This is a genomic window from Streptomyces sp. NBC_01304 (assembly GCF_035975855.1).
Lineage (GTDB): Bacteria > Actinomycetota > Actinomycetes > Streptomycetales > Streptomycetaceae > Streptomyces.
Genome location: NZ_CP109055.1, coordinates 6,707,125 through 6,725,390, shown reverse-complemented (window position 1 = coordinate 6,725,390; position 18,266 = coordinate 6,707,125). Strand labels below are relative to the sequence as shown.

Genomic DNA, 18,266 nt, shown 5'->3' with positions numbered 1-18,266 from the left:
TCTTACCTGTTCACCTTCACCGGACGGGCACAAAATCTCACGCCTTCACCTCCACCAGCCGCTTGCCGTCGAAGGTGCGGACCTCGAAGTGGTCGATGTCGGCGCGGTCCATCGCGGCGCCGCCGTGCACGTAGAGCGGGGTGCGGGCCCATTTGTTCGGGCTGTCCTCGATGCCGTAGCCCCACTTCGGGACTGACCAGGAGGTGACCGTCTCCTCCTTGCCGTTCTTGCCCACGGCGATGAGGGAGCACTTGAGCGGGCCCTTGACGTTCTTGAGTTCCAGGACCGTGTGGGTGCCCCAGGCCTTCTTCTCCAGGCCGACGGTCGCGGTGACGTCGGTCTTCGCGTCGGTCGCCTCGACCTTCTCCTCCATGTGGTGGAAGAACGCGTCCTGGGCGGGGCTGGTGGAGTGCGCCGACGGGGTTCCCGTGCTGTCGCTCCCGCCGGTCACCGCCATGACCGTGAGCGGGCCGCCGATGATCAGGGCCGCCGCTGCCGCCACCAGGTAGAAGGACCGCCGGCGCTTTTGGGCGCGCTTCTCGGCGACCTCGTCCACGAGATTGCCGAGCAGCTTGTCGCTGGGCTTGGCCGAGAGCTGGTTCCCCACCTCAGGCCCGCGCTGCTCGGGCATGTCCGCGAGGGCGGCCAGCATCGGCTCCATGCCGGCCAGCTCCTCCAGCTGGACCTGGCAGAAGTCGCACTCGGCCAGGTGCGCCTCGAAGGCGGTGGCCTCCGCGTCGTCCAGGATGCCCAGGGCGTAGGCGCCGACCGTCTCGTGCATGGCTTCCATGTCGGGTGCGCCACTGTTCGTGTCGTACGCGGTCATGCCGTCACCCCCCGCTCTTCCAGGGCCAGTTTCATGGAGCGCAGGGCGTAGAACACCCGGGAGCGGACCGTCCCGCTGGGTATGCCGAGGGCTTCGGCCGCCTCATTGACGGTACGCCCTTTGAAGTACGTCTCGACAAGTACCTCCCGGTGCGCGGGAGTCAGGTCCTCGAGAGCGTCGGAAAGAGTCATCAGCCACAGCGCCTTGTCGATCTCGTCCTCCGCGGGGATGACCTCCAGTGGTGACGGGTCGACCTCCTGCGGCCGGGCCTGCCGGCTGCGGTGGCCGTCGATGACGATACGCCGCGCCACTGTCACCAACCAGGGCCGGACCGAGCCAGTGGCGCGATTCAGCTGCCCCGCGTTCTTCCACGCCCTGATCAGCGTTTCCTGTACGACGTCCTCGGCCCGCTGCCGGTCGCCCGCCACCAGGCGCAGCACATAGGCGAGCAGTGGACCCGCGTGCTCCCGGTAGAGCGCGCGCATCAACTCCTCGTCGGGCTCCGCCGGTTGACCCCGATGTCGGGCTCGCGGCGGGCGGTCGTCGGCCACAGCGGAATCCTTGCGCACGCCTACCTCCGGTGTCCCCCATACAGGTGGGCTCACCCACCTTGCTCATGGGTGAGTTACGTACGCGGGCCGCGCTCCGTTCAAAGCGTCTTCCTGTACGTCCATTCAGTAGCGGTACGCGGCTGAGTAGGCGCTACGCCACCGGCGTGGGCTTCAGACGCGGGCCAGGGCCGCCGCCCTGCGCCGGTGCCGGGCCACGCGTTCGCGGTTGCCGCAGATCTCGCTGGAGCACCAGCGGCGCCGGCGGCCCCGGGACGTGTCGAGGTAGATGATCGGGCAGTTGTCGCCCTCGCACTGCCGGATCCGGGAGCGCGCGGCCGGGTCGGTGAGCAGCTCCACCGCGTCCCGCGCGACCGCCGCGAGCAGTGCCGGGGCGCCGGGGTCCTGGTGCAGTGCGCGGACCAGACCGCCGTCCGCGGTACGCACCGCACGCGGCGCCGGGGGTGAGCCTGCGGCCAGCGCGTTGAGGTGGGCGAGGGCCGCGTCGAAGGGCCGGCCGTCGAGGTTCGGCGCATCGGTGACCAACTCGGCTATGTGGTCCCGCAGTTCCCGGAAGGCGGTCGCGCAGCCGGCGTCGATCAGGCCGAGCGGGGTGCTGGCGGGGACGAGCCCCGCACCCTTGAGCCAGGCCCGCAACGGCTCGGTGCCGCTGAGGTGTTCGTCGGGGTGTGCGGTGGCGAGGAGGTCCAGGCAGACCCGCCCGGAGTCGAACCGCAGCTCGTACGCGCCCGAGCCCGCATCGCCGAAAGACGTGCCCGCTGCCATGCGCCTGTCACCGCCTTGTGGGGGGTTACCGGGGAGCTACTCCCCAGAGTGCCCTCCCGGTGCCGCGACCGGAAGGGCTCCTGCCGCCCTGCCGGTCGGGATCCGGGACGCCCCAGGCCGACCGTCAGCCGGAATCCCGGCTTGCCCCAGGCCTGTTGCGGCCAGGGCCCCGCCACGTCCCAGGCCGACCGGCGGGCAGGGCCCAGGCGCCCCCAGGCCTACGGGCGGCCAGGACCCAGGTGTACCCGGGCCGTCGGCGGCCAGGATCCAACCGCATCCCTGGCCGGTCGGCGGGCCGGATCCAGGTGTGTCCCAGACCCACGGACGGCCAGGACCCAGGTGCACCCGGGCCCGTCGACGGCCAGGATCCAACCGCATCCCTGGCCGGTCGGCGGGCCGGATCCAGGTGTGTCCCAGACCCACGGACGGCCAGGACCCAGGTGCACCCGGGCCCGTCGGCGGCCAGGATCCAACCGCATCCCTGGCCGGTCGGCGGGCCGGATCCAGGTGTGTCCCAGGCCCGCGCGCAACCAGGATCCAGGCTTGCCCCCAGGCCCACCGGCAACCACGACCCAGGATCCGGCCGAGCCCTACCCCTGCACGGCGTACCGCCCCTGCCGGACCCTCCCCCGTACCGCCAGCGCCCGCGCCAGGCACGCCACCGCTGCCGTGTTGAGCAGCGCTCGCACGATGTTCCAGGCGACCCAGGGATCCTCGAAGTCCCCCCGCACCCCTGCCGGATCGGCGATCTTCGCCGGATTGCCCGCGGCCGCCAGCTGGTCGTTCAGCGGGACGCTGGCGCCCGAGGTCACCACGAACACGGCGAAGTACAGCGCGAGTCCGGCCAGCGTCCACAGCAGGACGTCCCGCTGCCCGGCCCGCCGTGCTTGCCACGCCGCGACGGCCGGCAGGATCAGCGCGCCGAAGAGGCCCGCGAAGAACACCGGGTTCTGGATCATTTCGTTGATGTTCTGCATGACCTCGATGAAGGTCCGGTCGTCGGTGCGCCCGAGCGCCCCCATGACCGAAGTCGCGTACGCGTACCAGACCCCGGCCATCAGCCCGCTCACCACGGTCGCCGCGATCAGGACCACCCCTGCGGCTCCCCGCCGCACCTGCGTGTTCTGTGTCATGGCTCAAGTCAAGCCGCAACGGCTGAGCTTTCCCATGGGCTAGAAGCGCGCCCGCATACGCGAGCGTCCAACACCCCTACGAGTCCGCGTACTTCGCGTCCGCCGCCGGATCCAGCGCCAGCCGGTACCCCCGCTTGACCACGGTCTGAATCAGCTTGGGCGCCCCCAGGGCGGACCGCAGCCGCGCCATGGCGGTCTCCACCGCGTGCTCGTCCCGCCCCGCCCCCGGCAACGTACGCAGCAACTCCGCCCGCGCCACCACCCACCCCGGCCGCCGCGCAAGCGCCCGGAGCAGCGCCATCCCGGCCGGCGGCACGGCCTGCAGCTCGTCGTCCACGAGCACCGCATGGCCGCGGATCTCCACGCGCCGCCCGGCGATCGGCAACGTACGCGTACGAGAAGGGAGTTCGAGGCAGAGCAGCTGCACCAGCGGCCCGAGCCGGAACCGCTCCGGCTGCACGGTGTCGAGCCCGTGCGCCTGCAGCGGCAGCGCGGTGACCGGCCCGACGCACGCCGGCAGCACGTCGTGGTGCAGGGCGGCGATCAACTGGTCGAGCTGACCGCGCTCCTCGGCCCGCGAGAGCAGCGAGGCCGCGGCGGGCGCGCTGGTGAAGGTGAGCGCGTCCACGCCGCGCGAGAGCGTCGCGTCGATGAGGCGGTCGAGGGGGGCCAGGTCCTCGGGCGGCAGCCAGCGGTAGACGGGGACGCCGACCACGTCCGCGCCGCCCGCCCGCAGCGCCTCGACGAAGCCGGGCAGCGGCTCGCCGTGCAGCTGGAGGGCGATGCGCCGGCCGTCGACGCCTTCGGCGAGCAGCCGGTCCAGGACCTCGGCCATGGACTCGGACGACGGGGACCAGTGCTCGGTCAGGCCCTGGGCGCGGATGGCGCCCTTCACCTTGGGCCCACGGGCGAGGAGTTCGCTCCCGCCGAGGCAGGCGAGCAGGGCCTCGCCGAGGCCCCAGCCGTCGGCCGCTTCGACCCAGCCGCGGAAGCCGATCGCGGTGGTGGCGACCACCACGTCGGGGGCGTGGTCGAGCAACTGCTTGGTGGCGGCGAGCAGTTCGCTGTCGTCGGCGAGCGGCACGATCCGCAGCGCGGGCGCGTGCAGGACGGTGCCGCCGCGCCGGGTGAGGAGCGCGCCGAGTTCATCGGCCCGGCGGGCGGCGGTGACCCCGATGGTGAAGCCCGCGAGGGGCCCCTGACCGGTCGGCGCCGGGGCTGCGGCTGTGTGCGCTTGCATGGTGTCGTCCCGCCTGACGGTGATGCGTGGCGACCGAGCCTGCCAACAGTGCGTGACAGGCTCGGTTCGCTCCGATTGCCTCGGTGTTACGTCACCCTCCTCGGGCGCACGTACCCGACGATCTTCGGGTGTACGTTCCCGACGATCACACCTCCGCGTAGCTGAGCTGCGGCTTCGCCTCGGGGGCCACCGCCGACGGGGTGGGCGCCGGGGCCGTGCGGCGAAGGTATACGGCCCACGTCATCACGAAGCAGGCCGCGTAGAAGGCGAGGAATCCGACGAAGGCGCCGGTGCCGGAGCCCACCGTCTGGAAGGACTGCCTGAAGGCCAGGTTGATGCCGAGCCCGCCGAGCGCGCCGACCGCGCCGATCAGGCCCATGGAGGCACCGGAAAGGCGCCTGCCGTACGCGGCCGCGGCCTCGCCGGTGAGGCCCTTGGCCACGGCCTTGGCCTGGAAGATCCCGGGGATCATCTTGTACGTCGACCCGTTGCCGAGGCCCGACAGGACGAACAGCACGATGAAGGCCGCGGTGAACAGCGGCAGCGACTTCTGGGTGGAGGCCAGGACGACGACGGCGGTCGCCAGGGCCATGCCGACGAAGTTCCACAGCGTGATGCGCGCCCCGCCGTACCGGTCGGCGAGCCAGCCGCCGACGGGCCGGATCAGCGAGCCGAGCAGCGGCCCGATGAAGGTGATGGACGCGGCCTGCAGCGGGGTCCGCCCGAACTGGGTCTGCAACACCAGGCCGAAGGCGAAGCTGTAGCCGATGAACGAGCCGAAGGTGCCGATGTACAGGAACGCCATGATCCAGGTGTGCGGGTCCCGCACGGCCTCCTTGGCGGCCCCGGTGTCGTTCTTGACCGGCGCGAGGTTGTCCATGAAGAGCGCGGCGCAGACCGCGGAGGCCGCGATCAGCGGGATGTAGATGCCGAGCAGCACCCGCGGGCCGCCGCTCGCCCCGATCACGCCGAGCGCGACCAGCTGCACCACGGGTACGCCGATGTTGCCGCCGCCCGCGTTCAGGCCGAGCGCCCAGCCCTTCTTCCGCAGCGGGAAGAAGGAGTTGATGTTGGTCATGGAGGAGGCGAAGTTGCCGCCGCCCACGCCGGTGAGCAGGGCGCACAGCATGAAGGTGGTGTACGAGGTGCCGGGCTCCATGACCGCGAAGGCGGCGATGGTCGGCAGGAGCAGCATGGAGGCCGCGAAGATCGTCCAGTTGCGGCCGCCGAAGCGGGCCACGGCGAAGGTGTACGGGACCCGGATCACGGCGCCCACCAGGGTGGCCATGGCCACGAGGAAGAACTTGCCGGCCGGGTCGATGCCGTACTCCGGTCCCATGAACAGGACCATCACCGACCACAGGGTCCAGATCGAGAACCCGATGTGCTCGGACAGGACGGAGAAGACGAGATTGCGCCGGGCGGTCCGCTCCCCCGTCTCCTTCCAGAATCCTTCGTCCTCCGGGTCCCACTGCTCGATCCAGCGGCCCCCCTTGCGCGGTGCGGTGGTGGTTGGGGCTGTCATCGCGCGCCTCCACTGATGCGTCGGGTCGTGATGCCGACGCTATGGAGGGCGCATTTCAGCCCCGTGCCGCCAGGTGACCGCGTTGAAACCTTACTCTCACCCGCAACTCAGCGTCGGTGTGAGCCGGTGTTCGCCCGCGCCCGCTTGGCCGGAGCCTTTCCGGCCCCTTCCCCAAGCTCTCGGCTTCGCTCGAGCAGGGGAGACCCCACTGGCCACAGCCTGGGACTGCGCTTGGCCGCCAGGTCCTCCACCCAGCCCGTCGTCAGGATGACCAGGCCGATCAGCGGCCAGACCAGGAGGAACATCCACACCATGTACGTCGTCTCGAGCGCGTCGCTCAAATGCTGGTCGACGTACGGGATCTTCCACAGCTGGTCCAGGATCGGCACGGTCGCCGTGATCAGCATGTTGTGCCAGAGGTAGATGGTCACCGCGCGGTTGTTGGAGAGGGTGACCAGCTTGTCGAACTTGGCGAGTCTTCCGGGCAGTTCCTGCCAGGACGGCGAGTACTGCAGCAGGATCACCACGAACCCGAGCGACCAGGTGGCCTGGGCGAGCGGAATGTCGTTGAGGTCCCAGCCGTCCGGGCCGAGGTGCCCCGATGCCCACCACAGGCCGAAGGCCATGAGCAGCGAGGACGCGGATATCGCCAGGTAGCGGGGTACCCGCTGGAGCACGCCTTCCTGGTGGGCGAAGCCCAGCACCCAGCAGGAGCCGTAGATCGCGAAGTCCTGGACCGCGTTCCCCGTCTCGCCGGGGATCTTGACCAGTCCGGTGCCGATGACCGCGGTGAGCGCGAGCGGCGCGCACAGCGTCGCCCACGGCACCTTGCGGAACGCCCACAGGAGCAGCGGCGAGGCGATCACGAACCACAGATAGGCCCGGATGTACCAGAGCGGCCCGACGGCGTTCACCGCCCAGGTGTCCTCCAGGAGGCCCGCCTTGTCCCCGAGGTGCCAGGGCAGCGGCGGGGCGCCCACCGGGAAGAGGTAGTTGCCGAACTCGATCAGCCAGGTCCCGGTCCTGGTCGGCTGCCAGCCCGCGTAGAACATCAGCGGGAGCATCGCGGCCCCGAACAGCCAGACGGGCGGCAGGAGTCGGCGGATACGTCCCCGGATCACGCTCCACGCGGGCCGGTTGAGCGAGCGCGCCATCAGCGACCCGGCGAGCGCGAACATCACGCCCATGGACGGGAACAGGATGGTCAGCCAGGCCCAGCCGAAGATGTGGTAGATCACCACGCGGACCAGGGCGAGGGACCGCAGCAGGTCCAGGTACCGGTCGCGGCCGGGCTTCTTGGGCGCGGCCCAGGCCGGAGTCGTGGCCGGTCCGCCGGGGGCCGGCCGGCCGGGGCCGAGGTCCGGCACCACGTGCAGGGGCCGGGTGTCGCCCGATGGGGCTCTGTGGGTCGTCACGCGACGGGCCTCCGCTCATTGCGGCGCTGCCCCGGCATCGAGCCGGGCGCCGCACCCACCACTCCGGTGCGCCGGAGCTTCTGCCAGCGGAGCCGGCCTCCGGTCAGGGCGGTGATCCAGGACTGGAGCAGCACGACGTACATCAGCTGCCGGTAGAGAATCTGCTGGAGGGGCAGCGAGATCAGATGGGTCATGCGCTCGCGGTCGAGCCGGAAGGCGTACGCGGCACAGACGGCCTGCACGGCGAGCACGCCGAGCCAGGCGAGGACCGTCTTCTGGGTGGGGCCGAAGACGAGTCCGTACAACAGGAAGACGTCGATGAGCGGCGCGAGCAGCGGCGCGAGGACCATGAACAGCGAGACCAGCGGAAGGCCGACCCGCCCGAACCGTCCGGAGGGACCGCGCTCGATGATCGCGCGCCGGTGCTTCCAGATGGCCTGCATGGTGCCGTACGACCAGCGGTAGCGCTGCGACCACAACTGCTGGACCGTTTCCGGGGCTTCGGTCCAGGCCCGCGCCCGCTCGGCGTACACGACGCGCCAGCCGTCGCGGTGCATGGCCATGGTGATGTCGGTGTCCTCGGCGAGCGTGTCGTCGCTCATGCCGCCGACCCGCTCCAGGGCGCTGCGCCTGAAGGCCCCGACCGCGCCCGGGATGGTGGGCATGCAGCGCAGCACGTCGTACATGCGGCGGTCGAGGTTGAAGCCCATCACGTACTCGATGTGCTGCCAGGCGCCGATCAGCGAGTCCTTGTTGCCCACCTTGGCGTTGCCCGCGACGGCGCCGACCCGGCGGTCGCCGAAGGGCTGGACCAGCTCACGGACGGTGGACGGCTCGAAGACCGTGTCGCCGTCCATCATCACGATGATGTCGTAACGGGCGTTGGCGAGACCGCGGTTGAGGGCGGCGGGCTTGCCGGCGTTGTGCTGGCGGACCACCCGGACGTTGGGCAGCCGCAGGCCTTCGACGATGCGCGCGGTGCCGTCGGTGGAGCCGTCGTCGATGACGATGACCTCGATGGGATGGTCACTGCCCATCAGCGAACGCACGGTGTTCTCGATGCACTTCGCCTCGTTGTACGCCGGTACGAGGACGCTCACCGGCTCCCGGACCGGCGGCCCCCACGAGAAGTCGCGCTTGCGGGTGCGGCGCGCGTGGATGGCGGAGAGCAGCAGCATCAGGCCGAACCGGGCCAGGACAAGGGCCCCGATCACGGCGAGGCCCACGACGAGTCCGACGGTGGCCTTCTCGGAGACCTGGACGGCGAAGACGAACGCCCGCGCCTTCCACAGATCGAACCCGGTCACCGGGATGTGGGCGCTGGGGGCGCCCATGGCCTCGGTGAGGTTGGTGAACTCATAGCCCTTGGCCTGGAGTTCGGGCAGGAAGCGGTCGAGGGCCGCGACGGTCTGCGAGCGGTCGCCGCCGGAGTCGTGCATGAGCACGATCGCGCCCTTGCCGCCCTTCGGGGTGGCCCGCTTGATGATCTCGTCGACGCCGGGGCGCTTCCAGTCCTCACTGTCGGTGTTGTTGACGACCGTGATGTAGCCGCGGCCGCCGATGTAGGACGTCACGGGCCACGACTTGTTGTCGAAGGCGTCCGAGAAGGAGGAGTACGGCGGCCGGAACAGGGACGTACGGATGCCCGCCGCGCCCGCGATCGACAGCTGGTTCTGCGAGAGCTCCCAGTCGATGCGGCTCTTGGACTGGTAGGAGAGATCGGGGTGGTTGAAGGTGTGCAGCCCGACCTCGTGCCCCTCCTTCACCATCCGCTCCACCAGGTCCGGGTGGCGGGCGGCCATGGTGCCGGTGACGAAGAAGACGCCGTGCGCGTGGTGTTCCTTGAGCTTGTCGAGGACCTTCGGGGTCCACTCCGGGTCGGGCCCGTCGTCGAAGGTGAGCACCAGGCGGTGCTCGGGGACGCTGAGTGCCTTCATCTCGCCGTCGCGCACATCGATGACCGGGCCGCCCTTGAGGATCTTCTCGGGCACCTGGTCGGTGGCGGCGGGCGGGCGCACGCGGTGGTCGGCGAGGATCTCGCTGTGTACGTAGCCGCGCAGCATCAGCATCGCCAGCAGGGCGACGAGGAACAGCAGCGGCAGCAGATAGCGCATGGGCAGCCGGCGCCGCTTGGCCTTGGCCGCTCTGCGGGAGCGCGCGGGGGCGGGGGCGCCCCGGCGGGCACCCGCGGGCGCGGCTCGGCGGGAGCCCGTGGGTGCGGCTCGACGGGAAGGTGCGGTCATCGCTGTGCGCCCTCCGGGGCGGGGCTCTGCGGGTTCTGCGGGCTCTGGAAGGAGATCGGCTGCCCTGCGCCGGCCCCGTCGCTGACCGGCGTCTCGCTCGGGTCGACCGGCGGGTCGGTCGTGGGCGGCGGGTCGGTGGGCTCCTGGGTGACGGGCGGGTCCGTGGGGTCCGGGTCGCCGGGATCCGTCGGACCGGGGCCGCCGTCGGACGGGTTGCCGCTTGGCTCGCCCGGCTCGGTGGCGCCGGGGCTCGCCGAATCGCCGGGCGAGGCGCTGCCGGACGGGTCGGCGCCGGGGCTCGCGCTGCCCGAGGGGACCGGAGTCGTGGAGGGGCCGACAGGTTGCGCGCCGGCGCCCGGCAGTTCGCTGGGGCCGGGCGAGGTGTCGACGCGGCCCGCGGGCCGGTCGTCGTCCTTGCCGAGGCCGGGCATCCAGGGCGCGTCCGAATTGCCGGACAGGAGCGTGACGCCGAGCACCACGGCGTACACCGCGCAGCAGATGCCGAGCACCCAGCCGATGCGGCGCACTCTGCGGCTGCGGCTGCCGGACTCGTCGACGAACACCGGGCCCTCGGCGGCCTCCGGCTCGTCCGGTGCCGGGGAGAGCCCCGGCAGCTGACGGCCTATGCCGTCGATCTGGACCGTCACCTCGTTCGGGTCATGGGTGTGTCCCGAAGATGGGTCTTCTCGCCACATTTCCACTGAAGTACGCCCCCGACAGACTGATTTGGGCGCACGCGCGAGACCGGGCACTCGCCGCCGGACCGAGTCCCCACCCGGTCCGAACGCCCCCCTTGTCCCACTGCGCCCGGACCACGAATGTAGCGCAAGCGAGTGACAGTCGTACTTTCCAGTCAGTTCTGACTCATCATGATGAGTGCATCTGTTTCCGGAATCCAATGGTTCGGACCATGCTCCAACCACCCCTCCGACCTGGCGACTTCGGTCGCAGCCGCCCGCAGTGCGGCGAGCCCGGGATGCTTCAGCGTTTTGTTCCACACCAGTGACACGGGCGACAGGGGAACGGGGTCCACGAGCGGCCGGACCACGCTGCCCGGCATGGCCGGAAAGTCCACCACGGCGAGGACCGGGTTCCGGTGCTTGGCCATGATCCGCCGGAACTCCTCGACGCCCACGGCGAGCGGCGCGGGCGCGGCGACCTCGATCCCCCGCCCTGCGAAGAGCTGCCGCGCGAGGTCCGTCCACTCCGGCGTCCGAGGATTGCCGGCCCCCGCGTACACGCTCTCCCCGCGCAGCTCGTCCAGGCGCACCGCTGCCTGTGCCGCCAGCGGGTGATCGTCGGGCAGCACGACCGCCATGCGCTCGTACCGCACGGGCTGCTGCGCGAGGCCCGCCCGCAACTGCGGGGCCAGGCCCGCGTACCGGCCGAAGGAGGCGTCCAGCCGCCCGGCCATGATCTCGGTGGCCGCCCCGGTCAGACCGCTCTCGTAGCGGGCCATCAGCTCGCACTCGGGGGCGAGTTCGCGGGCGCGGGCGAGGACCCGCTCGAAGGCGAGGCCCGGGCTGTTCACATCGACCAGGAGGGCCCGGCTGCCCCCGTCGGCGGCGGCGTGCAGCTCGTCCTGTGCCTGGAGCACCCGCCGCGCGTACGGCAGCAGCCGCTCCCCCTCTGCGGTGAGCGCCACCGCGCGCGTGCTGCGCACGAACAGCTCGGCACCCAACTCCCGCTCCAGGCGCCGCACATCACGGCTAAGGGCCTGCTGGGCGACGTACAGCCGGGCGGCCGCCCGGGTGAAGTGCAGCTCGTCGGCGACGGCGGCGAAGGCACGGAGGAGGCGCGGCTCGATGTCCCTGGGGAGGCCGGGGCCCGGGCCCGATATCGGATTCACGCGCCGAACTTACAACCCAGGTGCGTGAATCGGCGCCCAGAAGGTGTTGGACCCCGCCCCACCCGCACCCCGAGCCTTGGTCCATGCCCGACGCCCCGCTCCGCACCGCCTCCCCCATCCTCACGCTCACCGGCGACCGCCTGATAGCCGCCTCCCCACGCGCACCCAAGCGCCCCTCCCGCAACCCCTACTTGCGCCTCTTCCGCATCCCCGGCACCCGCGCCTTCACCCTCGGCAATCTCCTGGCCCGCCTGCCCATGGGCATGTTCGGCGTCAGCGCCGTCATCATGATCGCGGGGCAGCGCGGCTCGTACGCGCTCGCCGGTGCCGTGACGGCGACCGGTCTGGCCACGACCGCCCTGGTCGCCCCCTGGACGGCCCGCCTGGTCGACCGGCACGGGCAGGCCCGAATTGCCGTACCCGCCACGGCACTTGCGGCCCTCGGCTCGCTCGCCCTGGTCCTCTGCGTCCGCCTGGACGCCCCCACCTGGACCCTGTTCGCCGCCTACGCGGCCACCGCCACCACGCCCAACACCGGCGGTATGTCCCGCGCCCGCTGGCAGCACCTCCTCAAGGACGACCCCAAGGCCCTGCACACCGCCAACGCCTTCGAGCAGGCCGCGGACGAGCTCTGCTTCATGCTCGGCCCCGTCCTGGCCGCCTTCCTGTGCACGGCGATCGCCCCCGAGGCGGGCACCTTGACCGGCGCCGCGTTCCTGCTCACGGGCGTACTGCTCTTCGCGGCCCAGCGCTCGACCGAGCCGCCCGCGCAGGGACGTACACCCCAAGGCCCTTCCCCCGTACGCACGTTGGCGCCGCTGCTCACCGTCTTTCTCGCCACGGGCGCGATCTTCGGCGCGATGGAGGTCATCACGGTCGCGTACGCCGATGAGCTGGGGCATCCCGCAGCCGCGGGCCCGGTCCTCGCGCTGCAGGCGGCGGGATCGTGCGTCGCCGGACTCGTGTACGGCACGCTCCGGCTCCGCGGACCGGTGGACCGGCGCTTTCGCGGCTGTCTCGCCGCCATGGCCGTACTGATGTCCCTGCCTCTGCTCACCACGACCGCCACCGGCTCGCTGCTCGCGCTCGCGCCCGCGCTGCTCGTCGCCGGGATGGCGACCGCGCCGACCATGGTCACCGGCATGACGCTGGTGCAGGCCCGCACCCCCGAGGGCCGGCTCAACGAGGGCATGACCCTCGCGGTGACCGGCCTGCTCGGGGGCATCGCCTGCGGCTCCGCGAGCGGCGGCTGGGCGGTGGAGCACCTGGGCGCGAGCACGGCCTACGCGGTGCCGGTCGCGGCGGCCGCGCTCGCCCTGGCCCTGGCCTTCCTACGCCGCCGGTCTCAGCATTGACTCGGCTTCTGCCAGGAGCATTCGAGGTCGGCGCTCCGCTCGGCGGCGCGCTCGGTGCGGGGACGTACGAGCACGGTCTTGTCGGCACTCGACTTGGCGAGCGTGACGACGATGGCGTCCTCGATGCTCTTCACGGACGGGGCCAGGTAGTTATTGAGGACGATGCTGAAGACCAGCTCCCTGCCGCCCGCGTCCTTCACATATCCGGAGAGCGCCGAGGCACCGGTCAACGACCCCGTCTTCGCATGGGCGTTGAGAGCGGCCGGCGTCCCGCACATCCGCGACCTGAGCGTCCCGCCGACGAACCGGTCCGGATCGCAGGCCACCGGCAGCGAGCGGTACCAGTCCGCGTACCAGGGGGCGTCCCGCACGGCGAGGAGCAGCTTGGCGAGCTGGTCGGCGGGGAAGTTGTTCATCCGGGAGAGCCCGGACCCGTCCACCTGCCGCAGCTTCCCCCTGTCGACGCCCTCCTTCTTAAGGAAGCCGTCGATTGCGGCGAGCCCGGCGCTCCAACTCCCGCTCCCCGTCGCCTGGTAGCCCATGGCCTTGGTGAGCGCTTCGGCGTGCATGTTGTTGCTGAGCTTCATGAAGGGGACGAGCAGCTCCTTGAGCGGCATGGAGCTGTGCCCGGCGAGCTGCTTGGCGTCCTTGGGAGTGGCCCTGCCGAGCTGGGTCTTCCCGACGACGCGTACACCGTGCGCGGCGAGGGCGTCCCGGAAGACGGCGGCCGCGTACCCGGTGGGCGCCCAGACGGTGACCCACTCCTTGGCGGGGTCGTCACCGACGGGGATGTTGCCGCTGACGGTGATGGTGTTGGAGCCGTGCACCCGCTCCACGGTCAGGGTGTTCTCCTGCCCCGCGGGCACGGTCTTCGCCTGTACGTCGATATCGACGTACCCCGTCTTCGGAGTGAGGGCGGTGCGTGGCTTGTCCCCGGCCGCGGCACCCGGGAACACCTCGACGATGACGGTGCCCGCGTCGTAGTCCGTGTCGGGCGCGACGGTGAGCGCCGAGATCTGCGCCGAGTAGTACGAGGACTCGTCGTCGGCGGCCCAGGACCGGCCGAGCCGCTGGCTGTCGAACCGGGTGTCGTCGGCGATCAGCCGCCCGCTCACGGTCTTGATCCCGGACCCCGCGAGATCGGCGGCCAGGGCGTCGTAGTCCTTGGCGAGCGCGGTGGGATCACCGGTCCCGCGCAGATACAGGTCGCCCACGAGTACGGAGCCCTGCTTGCGCCCGTCGGACAGGGCATCGGTGCGGAAGCGGTAGTCGGGGCCGAGCAGGGCGATCGCGGCGGCCGAGGTGGGCAGCTTGGTGTTGGAGGCGGGCATCAGGCGCCCGGCGGGCTGGTGCTGGTAGAGGGTCTGGCCGGTGGCGGCATCGGCGACGACGACGCTCGCCGCACCCCCGTCGAGGCGGGGATCGGCGAGGATCTTGTCGATGGCCTCCGGCAGCCCTGCGTCCTCGGGGCCCGCGCCGGCCGGTGAGCTCCAGGTGAGGGTGGCCGCGAGGCCGAGGACTGCGGTCCAGATCCAGGCATTTCTGCGTCTCACGGGTCTACTCATGGCACGGGAGCATCCCGGAAACGGGGGCTGCGCAACAGAACGCATGCCCACACCGCAAGGGTTTTGTTACATATTGCCCGGATTATCGAAATAGACGCTACTTAGCGTTGATTCCATGACGACCTACCAGACGTGGGGGCCCAAGGACGACCCGCAGACCCCTGCCGCCCCCTCCACCACCGGCGCACTCTTCAGCCATCTCTCGCACGTCCTGTGCCTGATCACGGGCTTTCCGTATCTGGCCTGGATTCCGGCACTGGCCATCAGGGCGAGCGCCAGGGACGAGCACACCCGGAGTCATGCGACCACGGCCCTGAACTTCGTCCTGACACAGCTGATCGCCTGGGGGGCGGGCTTCCTGGCCCTCGTGGGCCTGATGACAGTCGGCACTTTCGACGACGGCCACGAAACGCTGTTCCTTTTGGGCCTGATCCCTCTATGCCTCGGCTTTCTCGCGTATCTCGCCTTCGGGGTCGCGTACAGCATCATCGGGATGATGAGGGCGACGCGTCTGGAGCCGTTCCAGTACCCGGTATACCTGGCCTTCCCAATGGTCCGGTGAAACGCACGGACCCGACCCGGAAAACGACAAAGGCCCCGCTGCCTCAGCAGCGGGGCCTTTGCCTCACATGGGAATTGTGGAGATGGCGGGAATCGAACCCGCGTCCAACGGTGCGGAATCAGGGCTTCTCCGAGCGCAGTTCGCTGTGATTTTCTCGGCCCCGGCAATCACGCGAACAAGTCGCCGACGGGCCCAGTCACTGTTTGATTTCCCTTCCAACCCCGTGACCGGGCTGGAAGGTTTAGTTCCCTAGATTATGCCAGGGTCCGGGTCGGGAACACCCCCGGGCTGACACCCTTTTAGGGTCCTTCAGTCGCTGTTATTAGGCAGCGAGGGCGAAGGACTGGGAATCGCTCTTGGAATTGGCGATTATTGGTTGCGACATATGGTTTACGAGATCATTGCCGCTTCCTCGGCTCGCTTCCCCTGCTTCGACATCCGCTGTCGAAACCGATCATCCCCATGTTGATTTTTCAAAGTGCGCCCCTCGCGGGGTGCTCTGCTGCCATGGTACGCGACCCGGGCCGCCCCATGCCAGATCTTTTAGCCGTGCTGGCTCCGCTGCTGCCTGCGCACCGCGGCGATCGCCCGGTTCGTCTCGCGGGTGTCCTGCTTCTCGCGCAGCGTCTGCCGCTTGTCGTACTCCTTCTTGCCCTTCGCGAGGGCGATCTCGACCTTGGCCCGGCCGTCCTTGAAGTACAGCGCGAGGGGCACGATCGTGTGACCCGACTCCTGCGACTTCGACTCGAGCTTGTCGATCTCGTGGCGGTGCATCAGGAGCTTCCGCTTGCGCCGGGCGCTGTGGTTCGTCCACGTGCCCTGGCTGTACTCCGGCACGTGCACGTTGTGCAGCCACGCCTCGTTGCCGTCGATCTGGACGAAGCCGTCCGTCAGCGAGGCCCGCCCCTGACGCATCGACTTGACCTCGGTACCGGTCAGCACGAGGCCGCACTCGTAGGTGTCGATGATGGTGTAGTCGTGCCGCGCCTTCTTGTTCTGCGCGATCAGCTTGCGCCCTTTTTCCTTAGCCATAGTGCGGCCATTTTCGCACTAGGAGGGGGTGCCGAGGCCACTCAATACTGTGCGGGCCCGCTCCTCGGCCGCCTCGCCGGCCTCGAGGTCCGGAGTGATGCCCCGGCCGTCGACGCCACGGCCCGACGGGGTGCGGTAGTGGCCGACGGTGAGCTCGGCGACCGAGCCGTCGGGGAGCCGGGTCGGCATCTGCACGGAGCCCTTGCCGAAGGTCCGGGTGCCGACGACGACCGCGCGGCCGCGGTCCTGCAGGGCCCCGGTGAGCAGTTCGGCGGCGCTCATCGTGCCGCCGTCGACCAGGACGACCAGGGGTCTGAGCGTGTCACCGCCCGCTTCTGCGTGCAGGGCGCGCTGCTCTCCCTTCTCGTCGTACGTCGCCACCAGACCGCCGTCCAGGAAGGCGGAGGCGGCGACCACGGCCTCGGAGACCAGTCCGCCGGCGTTCCCCCGCAGGTCCAGCAGAATGCCCGCGTGGTCGGGGGCCGACCGGACCGCGGAGCGCACCTGCTCGCCCGTGCCCTTGGTGAAGGCGGTGACCTTGATCAGTACGGGGCCGCCGGCGAGCGTCCGGCTGGACACCGACTCGGTCTCCAGGGTCTCGCGGCGCAGCACCCTGCTCCACGCGCGCGTGCCGCGCGTGAGGCCCAGCTCGACCCGGGTGCCGGCGTCGGCGCCCCGGCCGCGCAGCCGGGCCAGCACCTCGCTGACGGGGCGGTCGGCCACGGGCTTGCCGTCGACGGTGCGCAGCCGGTCGCCGCGGACGATCCCGGCGCGCTCGGCGGGGCCGCCGCGCTGGACGCGGGTGACCTCGATGGCGCCGTCCCGGGTGCGGCGGGCCCAGAGGCCGACGCCGGTGTACTCGCCCTCGAGCTCCTGGGCGAACTCCTCGTACTCGGTCGCGTCGTAGACCGAGGCCCAGCGGTCACCACTGCGGCTGACGGCTTCCTCGGCGGCCTCGGCCGCTTCGGCGGGCGACTTGCCGTCGGCCATGGCCTCGGCCGCGGCGTCGGCCACCTTGTCGGCGGGGGCGGCGGAACGGGCGGGCGGCTGAGGGTTTTTCCGGCCTTGCTCGCTCCACGATCCGGCGGCGGCGCCGGTGAACAGGACGCTCGCGAAGACCAATGTCAGGGCCGCCCCGCGGCGAATGCTGCGGGGCCGGTGGAACAAATCAGGGCCCGACATGACGGTGAGTCTAGGACAACACAGGGCGCCGTACGGCCCGTTGACCGTACGACGCCCTGGACATGTCTCACACCTTGAGGTACTTGCGCAGCGCGAAGAAAGCGGCGAGCGCGGGCATCAGCAGGCCGATGAGGAGGACGTACGGGAGGACCGCGATGACCTGGTCCCAGCCGACGAACTTGATCAGCTGCAGCTTGTCGGCAAGCGCGAGGCCGTGGTCGATCAGGAAGTACCGGCCGACGAGGAGCATCACACAGGCGACACCGGCGCCGAGGAGCCCCGCGAAGGCGGCCTCCATGATGAACGGCATCTGGATGTAGAAACTGGAGGCGCCCACCAGGCGCATGATGCCGGTCTCGCGTCTGCGGCTGAACGCCGAGACGCGCACCGTATTGACGATCAGCATCAGGGCGACGACCAGCATCAGGGCCATCACGAACAGGGCCGCGTAGTTCATGCCGTTGAGCAGCTCGAAGAGGTTGTCGACGGTCTTGCGCTGGTCCTGCACCGACTGCACACCCGGCCGGTCCGAGAAGGCGCTGGCGATGACCTGGTACTTCTCCGGGTCCTTCAGCTTGACCCGGTACGACTCCTGCATCTGGTCCGGGGTGAGCGAGTTGATCAGCGGCGAGTCACCGAACTGGTCCTTGTAGTGGTCGTACGCCTCGTCCTTGGACTCCTCGATGACGTTCTCGACGATCGGCAGCTTCTCGAGCTCGGCGAGCATCGACTTCTTCTGCTCGTCGTTGACCGCCCCCTCGGTGCAGTTGGGGTCGGTCTCCGCATCACCCTTGTTGCACAGGAAGATGGCGACGTTGACCTTGTCGTACCAGTAGCCCTTCATCGTGCTCACCTGGTCGCGCATGAGCAGCGAACCGCCGAAGAGCGCGAGCGAGAGGGCGACGGAGACGATGACGGCGAAGGTCATCGTGAGATTGCGGCGGAGACCTACGCCGATCTCCGACAGGACGAATTGGGCGCGCATGGCGTCCTTTCAGGCTTGTG

General features: G+C 70.4%; 16 protein-coding genes and 1 other RNA gene. 2 read left to right on the top strand and 15 right to left on the bottom strand.

The window, feature by feature from the left end; translation table 11 throughout:
* Positions 1 to 37: 37 nt before the first annotated feature.
* The 10 genes from OG430_RS29840 to OG430_RS29795 all read right to left on the bottom strand — a co-directional run bounded on the left by OG430_RS29840 (position 38) and on the right by OG430_RS29795 (position 11,565).
* Positions 38 to 826, bottom strand: coding sequence for an anti-sigma factor family protein (locus tag OG430_RS29840; RefSeq protein ID WP_327355713.1), 789 nt, complete (start codon positions 824 to 826; stop codon positions 38 to 40).
* Positions 823 to 1,395, bottom strand: a complete 573-nt coding sequence (locus tag OG430_RS29835) for a sigma-70 family RNA polymerase sigma factor (RefSeq protein WP_327355712.1) — start codon at positions 1,393 to 1,395, stop codon at positions 823 to 825. Before OG430_RS29835 ends, OG430_RS29840 begins: the two co-directional genes overlap by 4 nt.
* Positions 1,396 to 1,548: 153 nt before the next feature.
* On the bottom strand, positions 1,549 to 2,160 hold the full coding sequence (locus OG430_RS29830) for a CGNR zinc finger domain-containing protein (protein WP_327355711.1): 612 nt from the start codon (positions 2,158 to 2,160) through the stop codon (positions 1,549 to 1,551).
* 590 nt (positions 2,161 to 2,750) lie between these two features.
* Positions 2,751 to 3,293 (bottom strand): anthrone oxygenase family protein, encoded by a 543-nt coding sequence (locus OG430_RS29825; RefSeq protein WP_327355710.1) that lies wholly within the window; start codon positions 3,291 to 3,293, stop codon positions 2,751 to 2,753.
* Between the two features lie 76 nt (positions 3,294 to 3,369).
* The gene (locus OG430_RS29820) at positions 3,370 to 4,533 is read right to left on the bottom strand and encodes a uroporphyrinogen-III synthase (protein WP_327355709.1); all 1,164 of its coding nucleotides are present in this window, start codon (positions 4,531 to 4,533) and stop codon (positions 3,370 to 3,372) included.
* A gap of 145 nt (positions 4,534 to 4,678) precedes the next feature.
* The gene (locus OG430_RS29815) at positions 4,679 to 6,058 is read right to left on the bottom strand and encodes a nitrate/nitrite transporter (protein WP_327355707.1); all 1,380 of its coding nucleotides are present in this window, start codon (positions 6,056 to 6,058) and stop codon (positions 4,679 to 4,681) included.
* Between the two features lie 107 nt (positions 6,059 to 6,165).
* On the bottom strand, positions 6,166 to 7,473 hold the full coding sequence (locus tag OG430_RS29810; protein ID WP_442816574.1) for an acyltransferase family protein: 1,308 nt from the start codon (positions 7,471 to 7,473) through the stop codon (positions 6,166 to 6,168).
* Positions 7,470 to 9,587, bottom strand: coding sequence for a glycosyltransferase (locus OG430_RS29805; RefSeq protein ID WP_327359272.1), 2,118 nt, complete (start codon positions 9,585 to 9,587; stop codon positions 7,470 to 7,472). The genes OG430_RS29810 and OG430_RS29805 overlap by 4 nt, the downstream gene beginning before the upstream one ends.
* Before the next feature lie 125 nt (positions 9,588 to 9,712).
* Complete coding sequence (locus tag OG430_RS29800) at positions 9,713 to 10,363, bottom strand: hypothetical protein (protein WP_327355706.1); 651 nt, start codon at positions 10,361 to 10,363, stop codon at positions 9,713 to 9,715.
* A gap of 206 nt (positions 10,364 to 10,569) precedes the next feature.
* The gene (locus OG430_RS29795) at positions 10,570 to 11,565 is read right to left on the bottom strand and encodes a LysR family transcriptional regulator (protein ID WP_327355705.1); all 996 of its coding nucleotides are present in this window, start codon (positions 11,563 to 11,565) and stop codon (positions 10,570 to 10,572) included.
* 83 nt (positions 11,566 to 11,648) lie between these two features.
* Here OG430_RS29795 and OG430_RS29790 point away from each other — a divergent pair, with 83 nt between their 5' ends.
* The gene (locus OG430_RS29790) at positions 11,649 to 12,920 is read left to right on the top strand and encodes an MFS transporter (protein WP_327355704.1); all 1,272 of its coding nucleotides are present in this window, start codon (positions 11,649 to 11,651) and stop codon (positions 12,918 to 12,920) included.
* Here OG430_RS29790 and dacB read toward each other — a convergent pair.
* A complete protein-coding gene (gene dacB / locus OG430_RS29785) occupies positions 12,911 to 14,485 on the bottom strand; it encodes a D-alanyl-D-alanine carboxypeptidase/D-alanyl-D-alanine endopeptidase (RefSeq protein WP_327355703.1) in 1,575 nt (524 codons plus the stop codon). The two genes, OG430_RS29790 and dacB, sit on opposite strands and share 10 nt — an antisense overlap.
* Before the next feature lie 115 nt (positions 14,486 to 14,600).
* Here dacB and OG430_RS29780 point away from each other — a divergent pair, with 115 nt between their 5' ends.
* On the top strand, positions 14,601 to 15,047 hold the full coding sequence (locus tag OG430_RS29780) for a DUF4870 domain-containing protein (RefSeq protein ID WP_327355702.1): 447 nt from the start codon (positions 14,601 to 14,603) through the stop codon (positions 15,045 to 15,047).
* Between the two features lie 74 nt (positions 15,048 to 15,121).
* Here OG430_RS29780 and ssrA read toward each other — a convergent pair.
* From ssrA to ftsX, 4 genes are all read right to left on the bottom strand, one after another.
* Positions 15,122 to 15,509, bottom strand: a transfer-messenger RNA (tmRNA) gene (ssrA, locus tag OG430_RS29775).
* An 81-nt stretch (positions 15,510 to 15,590) separates the two neighbouring features.
* Positions 15,591 to 16,079, bottom strand: a complete 489-nt coding sequence (gene smpB, locus OG430_RS29770) for an SsrA-binding protein SmpB (protein WP_327355701.1) — start codon at positions 16,077 to 16,079, stop codon at positions 15,591 to 15,593.
* Positions 16,080 to 16,097: 18 nt separating this feature from the next.
* Positions 16,098 to 17,261 (bottom strand): S41 family peptidase, encoded by a 1,164-nt coding sequence (locus OG430_RS29765; RefSeq protein ID WP_327355700.1) that lies wholly within the window; start codon positions 17,259 to 17,261, stop codon positions 16,098 to 16,100.
* 67 nt (positions 17,262 to 17,328) lie between these two features.
* Positions 17,329 to 18,246, bottom strand: a complete 918-nt coding sequence (gene ftsX, locus OG430_RS29760) for a permease-like cell division protein FtsX (protein ID WP_327355699.1) — start codon at positions 18,244 to 18,246, stop codon at positions 17,329 to 17,331.
* Positions 18,247 to 18,266: the final 20 nt, after the last annotated feature.